16 protein-coding genes and 2 pseudogenes are annotated in these 18,289 nt (G+C 72.2%); 13 read left to right on the plus strand and 5 right to left on the minus strand.

Going from position 1 to position 18,289, the window contains the following annotated elements:
- Positions 1 to 85 precede the first annotated feature (85 nt).
- Both ACWCQ1_RS32975 and ACWCQ1_RS32980 read left to right on the plus strand, forming a co-directional pair.
- Positions 86 to 706, plus strand: coding sequence for a GOLPH3/VPS74 family protein (locus tag ACWCQ1_RS32975; protein ID WP_451028038.1), 621 nt, complete (start codon positions 86 to 88; stop codon positions 704 to 706).
- Positions 707 to 902: 196 nt separating this feature from the next.
- Positions 903 to 1,091: a hypothetical protein gene (locus ACWCQ1_RS32980; RefSeq protein WP_451028039.1), complete on the plus strand. Its 189-nt coding sequence runs from the start codon at positions 903 to 905 to the stop codon at positions 1,089 to 1,091.
- Positions 1,092 to 1,094: 3 nt separating this feature from the next.
- On the opposite strand, the gene ACWCQ1_RS32985 is transcribed toward ACWCQ1_RS32980, so the two are convergent.
- A complete protein-coding gene (locus tag ACWCQ1_RS32985) occupies positions 1,095 to 1,508 on the minus strand; it encodes a spore wall synthesis regulator SsgD (RefSeq protein ID WP_133042054.1) in 414 nt (137 codons plus the stop codon).
- Between the two features lie 272 nt (positions 1,509 to 1,780).
- Between ACWCQ1_RS32985 and ACWCQ1_RS32990 the strand changes: the two genes are divergently transcribed.
- Together ACWCQ1_RS32990 and ACWCQ1_RS32995 are read left to right on the plus strand one after the other, a co-directional pair.
- Positions 1,781 to 2,833, plus strand: coding sequence for a WD40/YVTN/BNR-like repeat-containing protein (locus ACWCQ1_RS32990; protein ID WP_451028040.1), 1,053 nt, complete (start codon positions 1,781 to 1,783; stop codon positions 2,831 to 2,833).
- A 51-nt stretch (positions 2,834 to 2,884) separates the two neighbouring features.
- Positions 2,885 to 3,223, plus strand: coding sequence for a plasmid stabilization protein (locus ACWCQ1_RS32995; protein ID WP_358596917.1), 339 nt, complete (start codon positions 2,885 to 2,887; stop codon positions 3,221 to 3,223).
- A 10-nt stretch (positions 3,224 to 3,233) separates the two neighbouring features.
- Here ACWCQ1_RS32995 and ACWCQ1_RS33000 read toward each other — a convergent pair whose 3' ends face one another.
- A complete protein-coding gene (locus tag ACWCQ1_RS33000; RefSeq protein WP_358596919.1) occupies positions 3,234 to 3,530 on the minus strand; it encodes a YciI family protein in 297 nt (98 codons plus the stop codon).
- A 50-nt stretch (positions 3,531 to 3,580) separates the two neighbouring features.
- On the opposite strand from ACWCQ1_RS33000, the pseudogene ACWCQ1_RS33005 reads away from it, so the two are divergent.
- A pseudogene (locus ACWCQ1_RS33005) lies at positions 3,581 to 4,264 on the plus strand (endonuclease V); the annotation flags it as partial.
- Between the two features lie 563 nt (positions 4,265 to 4,827).
- Positions 4,828 to 4,986, plus strand: a complete 159-nt coding sequence (gene mmpA / locus ACWCQ1_RS33010; RefSeq protein ID WP_165954743.1) for a morphogenic membrane protein MmpA — start codon at positions 4,828 to 4,830, stop codon at positions 4,984 to 4,986.
- A gap of 6 nt (positions 4,987 to 4,992) precedes the next feature.
- Here mmpA and ACWCQ1_RS33015 read toward each other — a convergent pair whose 3' ends face one another.
- The gene (locus tag ACWCQ1_RS33015; protein WP_451028041.1) at positions 4,993 to 6,171 is read right to left on the minus strand and encodes a saccharopine dehydrogenase family protein; all 1,179 of its coding nucleotides are present in this window, start codon (positions 6,169 to 6,171) and stop codon (positions 4,993 to 4,995) included.
- Positions 6,172 to 6,353: 182 nt separating this feature from the next.
- Between ACWCQ1_RS33015 and ACWCQ1_RS33020 the strand changes: the two genes are divergently transcribed.
- The 5 genes from ACWCQ1_RS33020 to ACWCQ1_RS33040 all read left to right on the plus strand — a co-directional run bounded on the left by ACWCQ1_RS33020 (position 6,354) and on the right by ACWCQ1_RS33040 (position 13,883).
- A complete protein-coding gene (locus ACWCQ1_RS33020) occupies positions 6,354 to 7,493 on the plus strand; it encodes a CaiB/BaiF CoA transferase family protein (RefSeq protein ID WP_451028042.1) in 1,140 nt (379 codons plus the stop codon).
- Positions 7,490 to 8,632 carry an acyl-CoA dehydrogenase family protein gene (locus ACWCQ1_RS33025; RefSeq protein WP_451028043.1) on the plus strand — a complete coding sequence of 381 codons (1,143 nt, stop codon included), beginning with the start codon at positions 7,490 to 7,492 and terminating at the stop codon, positions 8,630 to 8,632. Before ACWCQ1_RS33020 ends, ACWCQ1_RS33025 begins: the two co-directional genes overlap by 4 nt.
- Before the next feature lie 25 nt (positions 8,633 to 8,657).
- Positions 8,658 to 9,872 carry an acetyl-CoA C-acetyltransferase gene (locus ACWCQ1_RS33030; RefSeq protein WP_451028044.1) on the plus strand — a complete coding sequence of 405 codons (1,215 nt, stop codon included), beginning with the start codon at positions 8,658 to 8,660 and terminating at the stop codon, positions 9,870 to 9,872.
- 33 nt (positions 9,873 to 9,905) lie between these two features.
- The gene (locus ACWCQ1_RS33035; protein WP_358596931.1) at positions 9,906 to 12,098 is read left to right on the plus strand and encodes a 3-hydroxyacyl-CoA dehydrogenase NAD-binding domain-containing protein; all 2,193 of its coding nucleotides are present in this window, start codon (positions 9,906 to 9,908) and stop codon (positions 12,096 to 12,098) included.
- A 156-nt stretch (positions 12,099 to 12,254) separates the two neighbouring features.
- A complete protein-coding gene (locus ACWCQ1_RS33040) occupies positions 12,255 to 13,883 on the plus strand; it encodes a thiamine pyrophosphate-binding protein (RefSeq protein ID WP_451028045.1) in 1,629 nt (542 codons plus the stop codon).
- A gap of 24 nt (positions 13,884 to 13,907) precedes the next feature.
- Here ACWCQ1_RS33040 and ACWCQ1_RS33045 read toward each other — a convergent pair whose 3' ends face one another.
- Positions 13,908 to 14,621, minus strand: coding sequence for a MerR family transcriptional regulator (locus ACWCQ1_RS33045; protein ID WP_165954744.1), 714 nt, complete (start codon positions 14,619 to 14,621; stop codon positions 13,908 to 13,910).
- Between the two features lie 214 nt (positions 14,622 to 14,835).
- Between ACWCQ1_RS33045 and ACWCQ1_RS33050 the strand changes: the two genes are divergently transcribed.
- Both ACWCQ1_RS33050 and ACWCQ1_RS33055 read left to right on the plus strand, forming a co-directional pair.
- Positions 14,836 to 16,296 carry an amino acid permease gene (locus ACWCQ1_RS33050; RefSeq protein ID WP_133042065.1) on the plus strand — a complete coding sequence of 487 codons (1,461 nt, stop codon included), beginning with the start codon at positions 14,836 to 14,838 and terminating at the stop codon, positions 16,294 to 16,296.
- A gap of 81 nt (positions 16,297 to 16,377) precedes the next feature.
- A pseudogene (locus ACWCQ1_RS33055) lies at positions 16,378 to 16,632 on the plus strand (Appr-1-p processing protein); the annotation flags it as partial.
- Positions 16,633 to 16,729: 97 nt separating this feature from the next.
- Here ACWCQ1_RS33055 and ACWCQ1_RS33060 read toward each other — a convergent pair.
- Positions 16,730 to 18,214: a M1 family metallopeptidase gene (locus ACWCQ1_RS33060; RefSeq protein WP_358596943.1), complete on the minus strand. Its 1,485-nt coding sequence runs from the start codon at positions 18,212 to 18,214 to the stop codon at positions 16,730 to 16,732.
- Positions 18,215 to 18,289: the final 75 nt, after the last annotated feature.

Consider the following 18,289-nt stretch of genomic DNA (forward strand, 5'->3'; position numbering starts at 1 on the left):
ACCGTACGAGCGCCGCCGAGCGCTGTCAACGAATTAACGTGCCCCCCGGATCGCCCCGCCGATCGCACCGCACCAAGGAGACCTCGTGCCGCACGGTTCGCTCTCGCTTCCTGCCCGGCTGTGCCTGCTGGCCTGGGACTCCATGCCCGAGGCCATGGGCACCGCCCATCTGGTGCGGGCCGGGGCCCTCACCGAACTGGCCCGGCGTGGCCTGCTCACCGACGAGGACGGCATCGCCACCCCGGCCGACATGGACAGCCTCACCGCGGACGCGGTCCTCGACGGTCTCCTGGAACTCGTCCGCGAGTCCCTGCCGCACCGGTGGCGCACCTGGGTGACGCTGCACGCGCGCGTGACGTCCGACGCGGTACGCGAGCAGCTGACCGCCGACGGCTGTCTGCGGGCGGAGCGGAAACGGGTCCTCGGAGTCTTCCCGAGCGTGGATCACGTACTGGAACGCGCCGACGTCGTGGAGTCGCTGCGGGAGGAGGCGCGAGGCCTCCTGGAGCGGACGACGCCGGTCGCGAAGGTCTCGGAGGAGGAGGCGGCCGCCGTGGCCCTGGCGGTCGCGGCAGGACTGCCCGCGCTGCTGCCGGACGGGGACCGGGAGCGTCACAAGGATCGCGTCGAGGAACTGATCGGACGAACAGGGGTGAGCGGGATCCTGACCGAGCTGTGCTCCGCCCTCGCAACCGTGCCGCATTGATGCCGGATCCCTTCTCGACCTTCGCTCGAGCGGGAGGTGCCCCCACCGTGGCGGACGCGGGTGCCGCAGCCGTCGCGACCACCGGCGCGGGCCTGGCCTGGGCCCTGGAGGTCGGCTGTGCAGGGACTCGGCGGGCGTCGCCGACACGATCCGCGCGGTCATCGAAGACGCGCTCTACGAGCCGGGAGCCCCGGCGTTGTGTCCCGTCGCCGAGCAGGCGGAGCGGATCGCCGCAGCCCGCGCGGACGCCGACGAGGCGGGCCTGCCCCGGTTCAGCGATGCCCGGATCGACACCTGCCACCGGGGCCCCGCGGGGACGTACGGGTCACTGGTCGCCGTGCTGGAGTACGGCGAGCTCAACGCCCTGCTGGGCGGGGCGCGTTGACGCTCAGGCGTCCCGCATCAGCTCTGCCAGGCCGTTGTCCAGGTCCAGCTGCAGGTGCTCCAGGCCGACGGGCACCAGCTCGTTCGCCGCGCCGAGGAAGCGCCGTACCTCCTCCGAGCGCACATGCACCACGGCCGTGCCCTCGGGGGCGTGGAACTCCAGGACGGTGCGGTCGTACCCGTACGGCCGCACCCGGACGTCGCCGTGGCCCTCCGGCTCCTCCAGGCCGGCCGACAGCAACTCGCGCGAGAAGGTCCAGCAGACCTCCACGCCCTCCAGCGTGGCAGGCGCCGGGAAGGTCATTCTGACCGCGAACGGGTCGCGGCGGTCGTAGTGCAGGGTGGCCGGGATGCTCGGCATACGCGGCGCGGCGGCCACGAGGCGGGCCTCGACGGGCTGCTCGATGACGGTGGACAACGCCTTGCTCCCTTGCTGCGGCTGGACGGGCCTGGCGGACTGATCGGTCCGGGTACTGCTAGAGACGCCGGAACCGGCCGATCCGTGCACATGAATGTCGAGTGACCTCCGTCACCGCGTTCATTCACAGAAGTGACGAGTCCCACCTCCCGTGCCCCGGTGGGCACTTGTGGCCCGCGCGGCCCTCTGGACGCCGTCCGGGCGGTCGGCTAGCTTCGCCCGCCATGAGGCGCTCGGGGAAGACACGAGGGACGAGACGGACGGTTCGGGCGATGGCGGCGGTGGCCGTGTGCTCGGCGGCACTGGCGGCCCTGACCGCCGTACCGGCGCAGGCGCACGAGCCGGGACACCGGGCACCGCACTGGCAGCTCAAGGACACCGGCAAACCGGACGTCCGTTTCCGCGGGCTGTCGGCCGTGGGCCGGGACACCGCGTGGGTGGCGGGAACCGGGGGCACCGTGCTGCGCACCACCGACGGCGGGGCGAACTGGCGCGACGTCTCCCCGCCGGGCGCCGCGGCCCTTCAGTTCCGGGACGTCGAGGCCTTCGACGCGCGGCGGGCCGTGGTGCTGGCCATCGGCGAGGGCGAGGCGTCCCGCGTCTACCGCACCGACGACGGCGGCGCGACCTGGACCGAGTCCTTCCGCAACACCGACGCGGTGGCCTTCTACGACTGCCTCACCTTCTTCGACCCCCGTCACGGCCTCGCGATGAGCGACCCGGTCGGCGGCAGGTTCCGCATTCTCTCGACGAGCGACGGCGGCCGCTCCTGGAAGGTCCTCCCCGGCAAGGGCATGCCGGCCGCCCTCGACGGCGAGGCGGGCTTCGCGGCGAGCGGACAGTGCCTGGTCGCCTCCGGACCGTCGGACGTGTGGCTGGCCACCGGAGGCGGGGCACGCGCGCGTGTGCTGCACTCCCGCGACCGCGGACTGACCTGGACGGCCGCCGACACGCCGATCCCGGCCGGCGACCCCGCCAAGGGCGTCTTCGCGCTGGCCTTCCGCGACCGCGTCCACGGCCTCGCGGTCGGCGGCGACTACCGCCCCGACCAGACCTCTCCGCAGGCCGCGGCCCGCACCGGCGACGCCGGCCGCACCTGGCAGCCGGCCGACCGGCCGCCGCCCGCCTACCGCTCCGGCGTCGCCTGGCTGCCGCACAGCCGCACCGCCGCCCTCGCCGTCGGCCCCACCGGCACCGACCTCACCACCGACGGCGGCCGCACCTGGCGGACGGTCGACACCGGCTCGTACGACACCGTGGACTGCGCCGGTCATGGCTGCTGGGCGGCGGGGGAGCAGGGGCGGGTGGCACGTCTGGAGCGGTGACGTGCCGCAATCCGGGTACCCGGGCACCGTCTGCGAAAGGAGTGAGCGACGATGCCCGCAGGTTCCAGCCCCAAGCGTGAACGTCAGTACGAGCACATCAAGAAGAGCGCCGAGGACCGTGGCGAGAGCACCGGACGCGCCAAGGAGATCGCGGCCCGCACGGTCAACAAGGAACGCGCCCGGTCCGGCGAGTCGAAGACCGCCAGCCGCAGCTCGACGAAGGACATGTCCTCCAGCAGGCGCGGCGGCCAGCGGTCGGGCAACCGGACCGGCTCCCAGGGGCCGACCCGGGACCAGCTCTACAACGAGGCCAAGCAGCGCGGGATCGAAGGCCGTTCGAACATGAACAAGGACCAGCTGCAGCGCGCGCTGAACTCGAAGAAGAGCTGAGCCGCGTGTTTCAGCCCTCGGTCTCGCGGAACCGCTCCAGGGCCGGGGCCGTCCTCGTCGCGTCGAACTCGGTGACGCGGTACGTGCACACGCCGCCGGTGGCGAACGGGTCGCCGGCGGCGATCTCCTCGGCCTGGGCGCGGTTCTCGGCGAGGGCGAGGATGATCCCGCCGTCGCGGGGGTTCTTGCGCCCGGCCAAGAGGAAGACGCCCTTGCCGAACTGCTCGTCCAGCCAGGCGACATGGGCCGGGAGCAGGGCGTCGACGGCGTCGAGCGGGGCGGTGTAGGTCAACTCCAGTACGAACATGATCGCGAGCCTACGCGGCGCCGGCGCGGGACCGTAGGCTCGGTCGCATCATGACGACCGTAAGCGTTCCCGCGGGCTGGCCCGCGACCGAGGACCAGGCCCGTGCCGTGCAGGACGAGTTGCGGGCGCGGGTGGTGCTGGACGAGGCCGGGCCGCCGCCCGGTAGGGGACGGGTGACCGGCGTCGACGTGGCCTACGACGACGAGCTGGACCTCGTGGCGGCCGCCGCGGTGGTCCTGGACGCGGCGACCCTCGACGTGGTCGCCGAGTCCACCGCGGTCGGCCGCGTCTCCTTCGGGTACGTCCCCGGCCTGCTCGCCTTCCGCGAGCTCCCCACGGTCCTCGCCGCCCTGGAAAGCCTGCCGTGCGAGCCCGGCCTGGTCGTCTGCGACGGCTACGGCCTGGCCCACCCCCGCCGCTTCGGCCTCGCCAGCCACCTCGGGGTCCTGACCGGCCTGCCCACCATCGGCGTGGCGAAGAACCCGTTCACCTTCGCCTACGACGACCCGTCCGCCCCGCGCGGCAGCGCCTCCCCGCTCCTCGCGGGTACCGAGGAGGTCGGCCGCGCCCTGCGCACCCGGGAGTCCGTCAAGCCGGTCTTCGTCTCCGTGGGCCACCGCACCACCCTCGACAACGCCTGCGCCCAGGTCCTCGCTCTGACCCCCGCCTACCGCCTCCCGGAAACAACCCGCAGAGCGGACGCCTTGTGCCGCCGGGCTTTGCGGGAGGCGACCTCGCCGGCCAAGCCGGTCGCGGAAGCGGCGGCGGCCGATCCGACCCGGGCCTGGGGGCGCGCTTTGTTCGAAAGCCGTCGCGACCCGGTGACCTGGGCGGGCCGGGTGCTCGCGGCGGCGGCCGGCCCTGATCCGGCACCGGGCATCCGGGCCGCCCTGGAGCTGGCCGGCGATCGCGACCGGTGGCACCGGGGGCGCGAGGTGTTCGAACTGGTGCGGAGAGCCAGGCCGCTCGACAGCGAGCAGCCGGCCGAGAGTGAGCGGATCCTGTTCCGGCTCGCGGAGCTGGTGGGCAAGCTCGCCCACAACGTGGCGGGGCCCCCGCCGTACTTCGACCACCACGCGGGGTGGGAGATCGGCCCGCTGGCGCGGCGTCTCGCCGCCGGCACCGACGACGCCGCCGCAAGGCAGCGGATCGCCGAAGTCCTGGGGGAGCCTCCTCCGGCCGCCCCTGCCCCCGTCCCCGGCGCAGGGCAGGCACCCGGCGCCCGGGTGGTCTGAGTAGCCGGACTGAGTACCTGTACGGATGTGGGCGCGTGGGGCCTCTCGGCACAGTGGGGCGCATGACGACACACCGTGCCCGGGCCGCCAAGCCCCGGCCCCTCGCCGACCCGAACCGTCCCGTCGAGCGGGCCGTGAACGTCGCGCTGGTCCTCGCCGTGCTGGCGGGGCTGGGGTGGATCTTCGGGATGATCTACACCGTGGCCGGCTGGTCGCTGTAGGGCCCGTCAGCGGCTCGCGGCGACCCGGAAGGTGATCCCGGCGCGGCGCAGCCGCTCGGTCAGGGCGTCGCCCATCGCGACCGCCGTGGTGACCTGGCCGGCCGTCTCCGGAAGGTCGTCGAGGGCCAGGGACAGCGCCGACTCGGCGAACATCTTCGCCGTCTCGTCGTAGCCGGGATCGCCGCCCGCGACCTCCGTGAACACCCGTCGGCCGCCGCCCTCGCCCACGAAACGCACCGAGAACCAGCTCTTGGCGCGCTTCTCCGCGCTCGGCCCGTCCCCCGGCTTGACCCGGTCGGACAACCAGCGCCGGGCGGGCGGCAGTTGGGCCGCCGTGACCAGCGCGCCCATCGCCGCCACCCCGCCGAGCGCCATCGGCAGACGCCGTACGGCCGCGTAGTGGCGGTAGCGGAAGTCGGGACCGTAGCGGTCGAGCGCCTTCGCCGACCGGTGCACGATCTGCGGGTCGATCGTCAGCAGCGGCAGCGCCCACGCGCCGATCTCCTTCGCGAACCGCGGCGCACCCGTCGGCGCCGCCGCCCGCCGGCCCACCAGGCGCGGCTCGTGCCGCCGCCGGTCCCGCTCGGCGGCCAGCATCGGCCCCAGCCGGGAGAACTGGTTCAGCGCGGAAGCGAACGTGCCGCCCGAGAAGGTGGCGTCGGCGGTGACGAACCCGTCGACCGTCAGCGGGACCCCTTCCGGCAGCTGCCGGACGGTGAAATAGGTGCCCAGGTCGTGCGGGATCGAGTCGAATCCGCAGGCGTGCACCAGCCGGGCGCCGGTCTCCCGCGCGCGTGCGTCGTGCCGGACGTAGGTCAGGTCCACGAACTCCGGCTCACCGGTCAGGTCCAGGTAGTCGGCGCCGGTGTCCGCGCAGGCGGCGACGAGGTCCTCGCCGTAGCTCACGTACGGCCCCACGGTCGTGGCCACCACGCGCGCGTGCTCGGCGAGTTCGCGCACCGAGTCCGGCTCCGCCACGTCCGCGCGCAGTACCCCGACCTTCTCGCCGGCGGGCAGCCGTTCGCGCAGCTGCTCCAGCTTCCGCTCGCTGCGTCCCGCGACCGCCCAGCGCAGGCCCTCGGGGGCGTGCGCGGCGAGATACTCCGCGGTCAGCGTCCCCACGAAGCCCGTGGCTCCGAAGAGCACGATGTCGTACGGACGCTCCGTCCCGTTCAGCCTGCTCATGACACTCCTCGGTCCGCACCACGCGCCGTTGTCGGTGGCCGAGGCTAGCGTGAGGAGAGGGCGGAGCCGACGCTGACCCCGGTAATTGGCTAAGCGCTTGCTCGCCCGGGTCTTGTGTTCAGTGGAACGTGTTCTTAGCATCACCGGTGTTACATCAGTTGTGTCACAGCGCTGGGGGCTGGATGGCAACGGCAGGGACGCCGCCCGGGCAGGGCCCGCTCACCGGCGTGCGCGTGGTCGAGCTGGCCGGCATCGGGCCGGGCCCGTTCGCCGCCATGCTCCTCGCCGACCTGGGCGCCGACGTCGTGCGCGTCGACCGCCCCGGCGGCGTGGGCCTCGCGATCACACCCGAATGCGACGTCACCAACCGCAACAAACGCTCGGTGGTCGTCGACCTGAAGGCCCCGGACGGCCCAGCGCGCGTCCTCGACCTGGCCGAACGAGCCGACATCCTCGTCGAGGGCTACCGCCCGGGCGTGGCGGAGCGCCTCGGCGTGGGCCCGGAGGCCTGCCGCGCCCGCAACCCGGGGCTCGTCTACGGCCGCATGACCGGCTGGGGCCAGGACGGCCCGCTCGCCCCGCGCGCCGGCCACGACATCGCCTACATCGCCGTCACCGGCACCCTCGGCCTGATCGGCGAACCGGACCGCCCTCCGGCCGTTCCCGCCAACCTCCTCGGCGACTACGCGGGCGGCTCCCTCTACCTGGTCGTCGGCGTTCTCGCCGCCCTCCACCACGCGCGCGCGGGCGGCACCGGCCAGGTCGTCGACGCCGCCATCGTCGACGGCACCTCCCACCTCTCCGCGATGCTCCACGGCATGCTCGCCGCCGGCGGCTGGCAGGACCGGCGCGGCGCCAATCTCCTGGACGGCGGCTGCCCGTACTACGGCACCTACGAGACGGCCGACGGCGGGTACATGGCGGTCGGCGCCCTGGAACCGCAGTTCTACCAGGAGTTCGTGACCCTGCTCGGCCTTCCCGAGCACGCCGGCGACCGCAAGGACTGGACCCGCTGGGGCGAGCTGCGCGAGGCGGTCGCGGCCCGCTTCAAGTCCCGTACCCGCGACGAGTGGACGGCCCTGTTCCAGGGCACCGACGCGTGCGTGGCGCCCGTCCTGTCGCTGCGCGAGGCCCCCGGCCACCCGCATCTGGCCGCCCGCGGATCCTTCACCGACCACGGCGGCATCACCCAGCCGGCGCCCGCGCCCCGCTTCTCCGCGACCCCGACGGCCGTGCGCACCGGCCCCGCCCGGCCCGGCGCGGACACCGCCGAGGTGGCGCGCGACTGGGACGTACCGGACCTGCTGAAAGGCCCCGCATGAAGCGGCTGATCTTCGCCCCCGAGCACGACGCGTTCCGCGAGACCGTGCGCGCCTTCCTGGCGAGGGAGGTGCTGCCCCACTACGCGCAGTGGGAGAAGGACGGCATCGTCTCGCGCGAGGCCTGGCGGGCGGCCGGCAAGCAGGGGCTGCTCGGGCTCGCCGTGCCCGAGGAGTACGGCGGCGGAGGCACCGCCGACTTCCGCTACAGCGCCGTCCTGGCGGAGGAGTTTTCCCGCGCGGGCACCCCCGGGCTCGCCCTCGGCCTGCACAACGACATCATCGGCCCCTACCTGACCTCGCTCGCCACCGAGGAGCAGAAGGCACGCTGGCTGCCCGGCTTCTGCGACGGCACGCTGATCACCGCGATCGCCATGACCGAGCCCGGCGCCGGCTCCGACCTCCAGGGCATCCGCACGCACGCGGAGGACCGCGGCGACCACTGGGTGCTCAACGGCTCCAAGACGTTCATCTCCAACGGGATCCTCGCCGACCTGGTGATCGTCGTAGCGAGGACGAGCCCCGAGGGCGGTGCGCACGGGCTGTCGCTGCTGGTCGTCGAGCGGGGCACGGAGGGCTTCGAGCGGGGCCGCAACCTCGACAAGATCGGCCAGAAGGCGCAGGACACGGCCGAGTTGTTCTTCCACGACGTGCGCGTCCCCAAGGAGAACCTGCTGGGCGAGCCGAACGGCGCCTTCGGCCACCTGATGACGAATCTCGCGCAGGAGCGCCTCAGCATCGCGGTCTCCGCGATCGCCGCCGCCGAGCACCTGCTGGAGATCACCACCGAGTACGTCAAGGAGCGCGAGGCCTTCGGCCGGCCGCTCGCCACCAAGCAGCACGTCCGGCTCGAGATAGCGGAGATGGCCACCGAGTGCGCCGTCACCCGGACCTTCCTCGACCGCTGCATCGAGGACCACTCGAACGGTGAACTCGACGCCGTGCACGCCTCCATGGCCAAGTGGTGGGCGACCGAACTGCAGAAGCGGGTCACCGACCGCTGCCTCCAACTGCACGGCGGCTATGGCTACATGAGCGAGTACCCCGTCGCCCGGGCCTTCACCGACGGCCGTATCCAGACCATCTACGGCGGGACCACCGAGATCATGAAAGAGATCATCGGCCGTTCCCTGCTGGGCTGACCCTCACCCTCGAAAGGCGTTCCACGTGAGCACCGAAGCGTATGTGTACGACGCGATCCGCACCCCGCGCGGCCGCGGCAAGGCCAACGGCGCCCTGCACGGCACCAAGCCCATCGACCTGGTCGTCGGACTCATCCACGAGATCCGCGGCCGCTTCCCGGACCTCGACCCGGCCGCGATCGACGACATCGTGCTCGGCGTCGTCGGCCCGGTCGGCGACCAGGGCTCCGACATCGCCCGCATCGCCGCGATCGCCGCGGGCCTGCCGGACACCGTCGCCGGCGTGCAGGAGAACCGCTTCTGTGCGTCGGGCCTGGAGGCCGTCAACATGGCCGCCGCCAAGGTCCGCTCCGGCTTCGAGGACCTGGTTCTCGCGGGCGGCGTCGAGTCCATGTCCCGGGTGCCGATGGCCTCCGACGGCGGCGCCTGGTTCAACGACCCGATGACCAACCTGGCCGTCAACTTCGTGCCCCAGGGCATCGGCGCCGACCTGATCGCGACCATCGAGGGCTTCTCCCGCCGGGACGTCGACGAGTACGCGGCCCTGTCCCAGGAGCGGGCGGCCACGGCCTGGAAGGAGGGCCGCTTCGACCGCAGCGTCGTCCCGGTGAAGGACCGCAGCGGCCTGACCGTCCTCGACCACGACGAGCACCTGCGCCCGGGCACCACCGCCGACTCCCTGGCCAAGCTGAAGCCGTCCTTCGCGGACATCGGCGACCTCGGCGGCTTCGACGCCGTCGCGCTGCAGAAGTACCACTGGGTGGAGAGGATCGACCACGTCCACCACGCCGGCAACTCCTCCGGCATCGTCGACGGCGCCTCCCTGGTCGCCATCGGCACCAAGGAGATCGGCGAGCGCTACGGGCTCACCCCGCGTGCGCGGATCGTCTCCGCGGCCGTCTCCGGCTCCGAGCCGACCATCATGCTCACCGGCCCCGCGCCCGCCACCCGCAAGGCGCTCGCCAAGGCCGGGCTGACCATCGACGACATCGACCTCGTCGAGATCAACGAGGCCTTCGCCGCCGTCGTCCTGCGCTTCGTCAGGGACATGGGTCTCTCGCTGGACAAGGTCAACGTCAACGGCGGCGCGATCGCCCTCGGCCACCCGCTCGGCGCCACCGGCGCGATGATCCTCGGCACGCTCGTCGACGAACTGGAGCGCCAGGACAAGCGGTACGGCCTCGCCACGCTCTGCGTGGGCGGCGGCATGGGCATCGCCACCGTCGTCGAGCGCATCTGACCCCCTCCCACGGATCACACGGAGCACACCCTCATGAGCACTGAGCCCACCACCATCCGCTGGGAACAGGACCGCACCGGCGTCGTCACTCTCGTCCTCGACGACCCCGACCAGTCCGCGAACACCATGAACCAGGCGTTCCGCGACTCCCTCGCCGTGATCACCGACCGCCTGGAGGCCGAGAAGGACTCCATCCGCGGCATCATCCTCACCTCCGCCAAGAAGACCTTCTTCGCGGGCGGCGACCTGCGCGACCTCATCCGTGTCACGCCCGAGACCGCGCAGGACCTCTTCGACGGCGGCATGGCGATCAAGCGGAACCTGCGCCGCATCGAGACCCTGGGCAAGCCGGTCGTCGCGGCGATCAACGGCGCGGCCCTCGGCGGCGGTTACGAGATCGCCCTCGCCTGCCACCACCGGATCGCGCTGGACGCGCCCGGCTCCAAGATCGGCTGCCCCGAGGTCACCCTGGGCCTCCTCCCCGGCGGCGGCGGAGTCGTCCGCACGGTCCGCCTCCTCGGCATCGCCGACGCGCTGCTGAAGGTGCTGCTCCAGGGCACCCAGTACGACCCGCGGCGCGCGCTCTCCCAGGGTCTCGTCGACGAAGTGGTCGACACGCCCGAGGAGTTGCTGGCCCGGGCCCGTGCCTTCATCGACGCCAACCCCGTCTCGCAGCAGCCCTGGGACAAGCCCGGCTACCGCATCCCGGGCGGCACCCCCGCCAACCCCAAGTTCGCGGCCAACCTGCCCGCCTTCCCGGCCAGCCTCCGCAAGCAGACGGGCGGCGCCCCCTACCCGGCCCCGCGCAACATCCTCGCGGCGGCCGTCGAGGGCTCCCAGGTCGACTTCGAGACCGCCCAGGTCATCGAGGCCCGCTACTTCGTCGAACTGGCCGCGGGCCAGACCTCGAAGAACATGATCCAGGCGTTCTTCTTCGACCTCCAGGCCGTCAACTCCGGCGCCAACCGCCCCCAGGGCGAGCCCCGCCAGGTCCGCAAGGTCGCCGTCCTCGGCGCCGGGATGATGGGCGCCGGCATCGCCTACTCCTGCGCCCGGGCAGGCATCGAGGTCGTCCTGAAGGACGTGTCGCTCGAGGCCGCCCTCAAGGGCAAGGGCTACTCCGAGAAGCTGTGCGCCAAGGCCGTCTCCCGGGGCCGTACCACCCAGGAGAAGGCGGACGCTCTGCTGGCCCGCATCACCCCCACCGCCGATCCCGCCGACACGGCGGGCTGCGACGCGGTGATCGAGGCCGTCTTCGAGAACCCCGAGCTCAAGCACAAGGTGTTCCAGGAGATCCAGCACATCGTCGAGCCGGACGCGCTGCTGTGCTCCAACACCTCCACCCTGCCCATCACCGCGCTGGCCGAGGGCGTCGAGCGCCAGGCGGACTTCATCGGTCTGCACTTCTTCTCGCCGGTCGACAAGATGCCGCTCGTCGAGATCATCAAGGGCGAGCGCACGGGCGACGAGGCCATTGCCCGCGCCTTCGACCTGGTCCGCCAGATCAGGAAGACCCCGATCGTCGTCAACGACTCCCGGGGCTTCTTCACCTCGCGGGTGATCGGGCACTTCATCAACGAGGGCGTCGCGATGGTCGGCGAGGGCATCGAGCCGGCCTCCGTCGAGCAGGCGGCGGCGCAGGCGGGCTACCCGGCCAAGGTCCTGTCCCTCATGGACGAACTGACCCTCACGCTCCCGCGCAAGATCCGCAACGAGTCGAAGCGGGCCGTGGAGGAAGCGGGCGGCACCTGGGCCACGCACCCCGCCGAGGCGGTCATCGACCGCATGGTCGACGAGTTCGGCCGCACCGGCCGCAGCGGGGGAGCGGGCTTCTACGACTACGGGGACGACGGCAAGCGCGCGGGTCTGTGGCCGGGCCTGCGCGAGCACTTCACCAAGCCGGGCCACCAGATCCCGTTCGAGGACATGCAGGAACGCATGCTCTTCTCCGAGGCACTCGACACGGTCAGGCTCCTGGAGGAGGGCGTCCTGACGTCCGTCGCCGACGCCAACATCGGGTCGATCTTCGGCATCGGCTTCCCCGGCTGGACGGGCGGTGTCCTGCAGTACATCAACGGCTACGACGGCGGCGCCGGGGCAGGTGTCGGCCTGCCCGGGTTCGTCGCCCGCGCGCGGGAGCTGGCGGACCGCTACGGGGAGCGTTTCACCCCGCCGGCCCTGCTGGTGGAGAAGGCGGAGAAGGGGGAGCGCTTCACTGACGCCTGACGGGAGCGGACCGGCGGCGGGGCAAGGGCCGGACGGGGCGAGGGCCGTCGTGGGCAAGCCGTTACAGCTTGGCCGTACGGCGCCTTGTCCCCCGGTGCCCGACCCCCGCACCCTGATCCGTGAACCGGTCCCGAGGTCCCCCCAAAGGAGCCCCCCATGGGATACCGTCCCGCCCTCGCCGTCCTGGACATCCTGCGCGACGAGGGCGTGGACCGCGTCTTCGGCAACCCCGGCACCACCGAACTGCCCTTCCTGGCAGCCCTGTCGGACACCTCCAACGCACCCGAGTACGTGCTCGGCGTCCACGAGGGCTCCGTGGTCGCCATGGCCGACGGCTACGCCCGCGGCACCGGGCGCCCCGCCTTCGTCAGCCTGCACATCGCGGCGGGCCTCGCCAACGGCCTCATCGGCCTGCTCAACGCCCGCCGCTCCCGCACCCCCCTCGTCGTGACGGCCGGCCAGCAGGACCGCCGCCACCTCCAGCAGGACCCCATGCTCTCCGGCGACGTCATCGCCATCGCCACCCCCGCCGTGAAGGCGGCGTACGACATCCAGCACGCCCACGACCTGCCGCTCGCCCTCCGCCGGGCCTTCGCCCTCGCCGTACGGCCGCCCGCCGGACCGGTGTTCCTGTCCGTCCCCACGGACCTGTACGCCGAGGACACCGAGGTCGACGTCCCGGCCCGCACCCCCACGCCACCGCTCGCCCCGGCCGCCGGCCTGGACCGCGCCGCCCTTCTCCTCGGCGCCGCCACCCGCCCCGCGATCGTCGCCGGGGACGGCGTCGGCCGCGAGGGCGCCCTCGACGCACTGGTCCGCACGGCCGAGGCGTGCGGAGCCGTCGTGCACCACCAACCCATGGCCGACTGCCTGAACTTCCCCACCACGCACCCCCTGTACGCCGGCATGCTGCCGCCCCGGCACGACGCCATCCGGGCCGCCCTCGCCCCGTACGACACCGTGCTGATCGCCGGAGCGCACGCCTTCACCCCGCACGCCTACACCCCCGGTCCGGCACTTCCGCCCGGTCTCACCGTCGTCCAGCTCGACTCGGACCCGGACGAGATCGGCCGCAACTTCCCGGCCGCCTTGGGGCTGGTGGGCGCCCTCGCCCTCTCCCTGGACCACCTCGCCGACCTCCTGCGCGAGCGCGTCCCGGCCCACACCGCCAAGTCCCGCATCCTCCGCGTCGGCGAACGGCACACCGTCGAACGCGACAGCACCGAGTCGGCCGCCCGCGCCGCCTACTCCCCGGCTCCCCTCGCCCCCTGGGCCGCCGCCCACGCCGTGGCCCGCGGACTCCCGCCCGACGCCGTGGTCGTCGAAGAGGCCATCACCGCCGGCCTGTTGGTCCGCCGCCTCGTCCGCCTCGAACGCCCCGGCAGCTACACCCACACCGTGGGCGGCGGGCTCGGCTGGGGCATCAGCGCCGCGGTCGGCCGCGCCCTCGCTGAACCCGGCCGCCCGGTCGTCGCCGTCCTCGGCGACGGGTCCAGCCTCTTCGGCCTGCAGGGCCTGTGGAGCGCGGCCCGCCAGAACGCCCCCGTCCTGTTCGTCGTCATGAGCAACGGCGCCTACCGCACCGTGCAGGAGACCTACGAGGCGATGGGCCACCAGGGCCCCTGCCCGGGCACCGACCTGGGGCACCTCGACTTCACCCAGGCGGCCCGCTTCTTCGGCGTCGACGCGGTACGGGCGGAGAGCGCCGATCATCTGCGCGAACTCGTCGCGGGCGCGGGCGGGTTGACGGGCCCGCTGCTGGTCGACGTACCCGTGCGGACGTGATCGGGCCCGCACGGGTCAGGCGGGTCAGGCGGGCCGGCCGTCCTGCGCGTCCGTGAGCCAGCCCAGCACCTCTTCCTTCAGCGAGCGCTGGAACGTCGTCAGCAGCGCCTGCACCACCAGCGGCTGCATGTGCGCGGACAGCGACTTCACGTCCTCCTCGGCCCGCTCCGACACCTCGCCCCGGAACAGCTGCGACAGCTCGTGCGCCGCCGCCCGCGAGTGCTCGATCAGCACCGTGCGCGCCGCCAGGATCGCCTCCTCGGACAGCGGTACGTCCAGCAGCTGCACGGCAAGCCGCAGCAGCCCCGAGTCGACGCGGTAGGCGTCCCCGTCGGCCCGTACCACGCCCATCGCGGCGAGCCGCTCGACCTCGTCCCCGCTCAGCGCCCGGCCCGCCCGGCGCCGCAGCTCCTCGGGCGTCACCGTCTCCACGGTGTCCGGAGCCCAGGAGGCCACCACCGCCCGGTGGATCGCCAGGTCGTGATGGCTCAGGTCGGCCGGCAGCTGCTCCATGTAGCGCTCGATCGCCGCCAGCGTCATGCCCTGGTGCTGCAGCTCCTCGATCAGCGCCAGCCGCGCCACGTGCTGTGGCCCGTAGTGGCCGACCCGCCGCGGACCGATCACCGGGGGCGGGAGCAGGCCCTTGGTGCTGTAGAACCGCACCGTGCGGACCGTGATGCCGGCCCGCGCGGCCAGTTCGTCGATGGTGAGCGTCGGCTCCCCGGTGTCGGTCGTCATGTGCAGCAGTATCGCTGTCACACCAGTGCTGCGAAACCTTGTGCCGGAGACGTGAGGGGCCTGTGAGAAGTGCCGCCAAGTGATCCATGCCATCGCTTGGGCGCCGGGCGCCTGGGAAGGCGGCGAGATGGTCCGCGCCCCACCGGGAGCGCCGGCCTCGTACGTCCGGACAGCCGAGCGTGATCCGCTCGGACGCACCAGAGAGTGGATCCACGTGAGCAAGGACGCCGTGACCACGGCAACGGCAGGGTCCCGCACCGACGCGGCCCAGGCGCCCGCGGACGCGGGCGACGCCGGCTACAGCAAGGACCTCAAGGCCCGCCACGTCAACATGATCGCCATCGGCGGCGCGATCGGCACCGGCCTCTTCCTCGGCGCCGGAGGCCGCCTCCACACCGCGGGACCCGCGCTCGCGCTGGCCTACCTCGTCTGCGGCGTCTTCGCCTTCTTCGTGGTCCGCGCCCTCGGCGAGCTGGTCCTCTACCGCCCCTCCTCCGGCTCCTTCGTGTCGTACGCGCGTGAGTTCCTCGGCGAGAAGGGCGCGTACGTCGCCGGCTGGATGTACTTCCTGAACTGGTCCACCACCGGGATCGCCGACATCACCGCCATCGCGCTCTACACCCACTACTGGAGCCTGTTCACCAGCATCCCGCAGTGGGTGCTGGCGCTGGCCGCGCTGGCGGTGGTCCTGGCCGTGAACCTGATCTCGGTGAAGATCTTCGGCGAGATGGAGTTCTGGTTCGCGATCATCAAGGTCGCCACGCTCGTCGGTTTCATGCTGATCGGCGTCTTCCTGCTGGCCACCCGGCACGAGGTGGGCGGCCACACGCCCGGCGTCGGCATGATCACCGGCCACGGCGGCGTCCTCCCGCACGGCGTGATGCCGGTGGTGCTCGTCATGCAGGGCGTGATCTTCGCATACGCCGCACTGGAACTGGTCGGCGTCGCCGCGGGCGAGACGGCGGAGCCGGAGAAGGTCGTCCCGCGCGCGGTGAACTCGATCATGTGGCGGGTGGGCCTGTTCTACGTGGGCTCGGTCGTCCTGCTCGCCCTGCTGCTGCCCGGCTCGGTCTACTCGGCCGACGAGAGCCCCTTCGTCACCGTCCTGTCCAGGATCGGCGTGCCGGCGGCGGGCGACGTGATGAACCTGGTCGTGCTCACGGCTGCGATGTCCTCGCTGAACTCCGGCCTGTACTCCACGGGCCGCATCCTGCGCTCGATGGCGACGGCGGGCTCGGCGCCGAGGTTCACCGCCCGCATGAACCGCAGCCAGGTCCCCTACGGCGGCATCCTGCTGACCTGCGCGGTGTGCGTGCTCGGCGTCGGTCTCAACTACCTCATGCCGAGCCAGGCCTTCGAGATCGTGCTGAACGTCGCCTCGCTGGGCATCGTGTCGACCTGGGTGATCATCATGATCTGCCATCTGGTCTTCGTCCGCCGGGCCCGGTCGGGCCGGCTCACCCGCCCGTCCTTCCGCCTCCCCGGCAGCCCCGTCACGGAGCTCACCACGATCGCCTTCCTCCTCGCCGTCCTCGCCCTGATGTGGAACGACCCCGAGGTGGGCCGCAAGACCCTGCTCCTCATCCCGTTGATCGCCGCGATGCTGGTAGCGGGCTGGTTCGGCGTCCGCCGCCGCGTCGAAGCAGGCGCGGACAGCGAACAGCCCACGCGATGACCAGAGGCCCGTTGTCAGTGCCGGGCCGTACGGTGGCGCCATGTCGGAGATCGCTTACGTCCGGGGTGACGCCACCGTTCCGTCGGTCTCGCCAACATGATCGGGCAGCGCGGAATCAGGACCGGCAGCAAGGGCGTCCCGGTGCGCTACGAGGCCATCGACACGGCCCTTGCCGGACTCGCCGACAAGGCCCTGGAACTCGGCGCCTCCGTCCACATGCCCCGCATCGGCTGCGGTCTGGCAGGCGGCAAGTGGTCACGGATCGAGCCGTTGATCACCGAGCGCCTGACAAAACGTGGCATCAAAGTCACCGTCTACGACCACAGCGCCCCATAGGGGGGGCGGGGCTGCGTCTGACCTGCGGCTGCCGCCGCGCGAGCGCGACCAACCACAACGGCCCCGCAGCCCCCACACAACCGAACCCGGCACCCCCTCAGTGCACGCTGTTCGTAGCCGCGATCTTCTTCCATGACTTCGGCTGCACAGCTACCGCGGACCGAGCGATCGCCGCCCCCCGCGCCGCAGGCGACCCCGGCTTCGACGGCTGGAACAGCCACGTGTCGAACAACGCCCCCAGCGACTTCCCCGACACCCGCTCCGCATACGCCTCGAAGTCGGCCACGGAGGCGTTGCCGTACGCGTGCTCCCGGGGCCACCCCTTCAGAATGGCGAAGAACGCATCGTCACCGACCGCGTTCCGCAGCGCCTGGATCGCCAGCGCCCCCCGGTCGTAGACAGCGATGTCGAACTGGTCGTCCGGCCCCGGATCCCCCGGCTTGACGGTCCAGAACGCGTCGCCGGCCGGATGCGAGTCGTACACGTAGTCGGCCAGTTGCTGCGTCGTCCCCTCACCCTCGTGCTCGGACCACAGCCACTGCGCGTACCGCGCGAACCCCTCGTTGATCCAGATGTCCTTCCAGCCCTTGAGCGACACGCTGTCCCCGTACCACTGGTGCGCCAACTCATGGACGACCACGGACGTGTTGGAGCCGTTCGCGAACTGCTTCGGGCTGTAGTACACGCGCGTCTGCGTCTCCAGCGCGTACCCGGTGGTCGTGTTGGGCACGTACCCGCCCGCCGAACTGAACGGATACGGCCCGAAGTAGCCGCTCAGCCAGTCGACGAGCTCCCCGGTGCGCTCCACGCTCGCCCGCGCGGCTCCGTCGTTGTCGCCGAGGTCCTTGCTGTAGGCGTTGACGACCGGCACCCCGCCCTCGGAGGTGCTCGTCGTGATGTCGAACTTCCCGATCGCCAGCGTGGTGAGGTACGTCGCCTGCGGCTTGTTCTCCCGCCAGTTGTACCGCGTCCAGCCGAGCTTCGAACTCGTCGACTGCAGCAGCCCGTTGGAGATGACCTGCGTCCCGTCCGGCACCGCCACCGACACGTCGTACGTCGCCTTGTCGAGCGGGTGGTCGTTGCTCGGGTACCACCACCAGGCCGCCTCGGGCTCGTCCGCGGCGACCGCCCCGTCCGGCGTCCGGTGCCAGGTGTTGAAGCCGTACGCGCTCTTCGTCGACGGCACCCCGCTGTAGCGCACGACCACGGTGATCGACGTGCCCTTGTCCAGCGGCGTCTTCGGCGTGATCACGAGTTCGTGCTGGCCGGAGGTGGTGAAGGAGGCCTTCGCGCCGTTGACCCGCACCTCGCTGACGTCCAGCAGGAAGTCCAGGTCGAAGCTCGACAGGTCCTGCGTGGTCCTCGCGAGGATCGTCGCCGTGCCCTCCAACTCGTCGGTGGCGGGCTGGTACTGCAGGCGCAGGTCGTAGTGGGAGACGTCGTATCCGCCGTTGCCGTAGGCCGGGTAGTAGGGATCGCCGATGCCCGGAGCGCCGGGGGTGTGGCTCGCGGCCGACGCCGGGATCGCCAGCATCAGGGTGGCGGCGGCGAGGGCGCCCGGCGCGATGAGTCTGCGGTGCACGAAAGCTCCAAGTGGTAGGGGCACATGGGTCTGTTCGGATGTGCGGAGCCTATTGAGTCCCTGTGGGTCGGAGCA

The sequence above is a fragment of the Streptomyces sp. NPDC002144 genome (genome assembly GCF_053593695.1).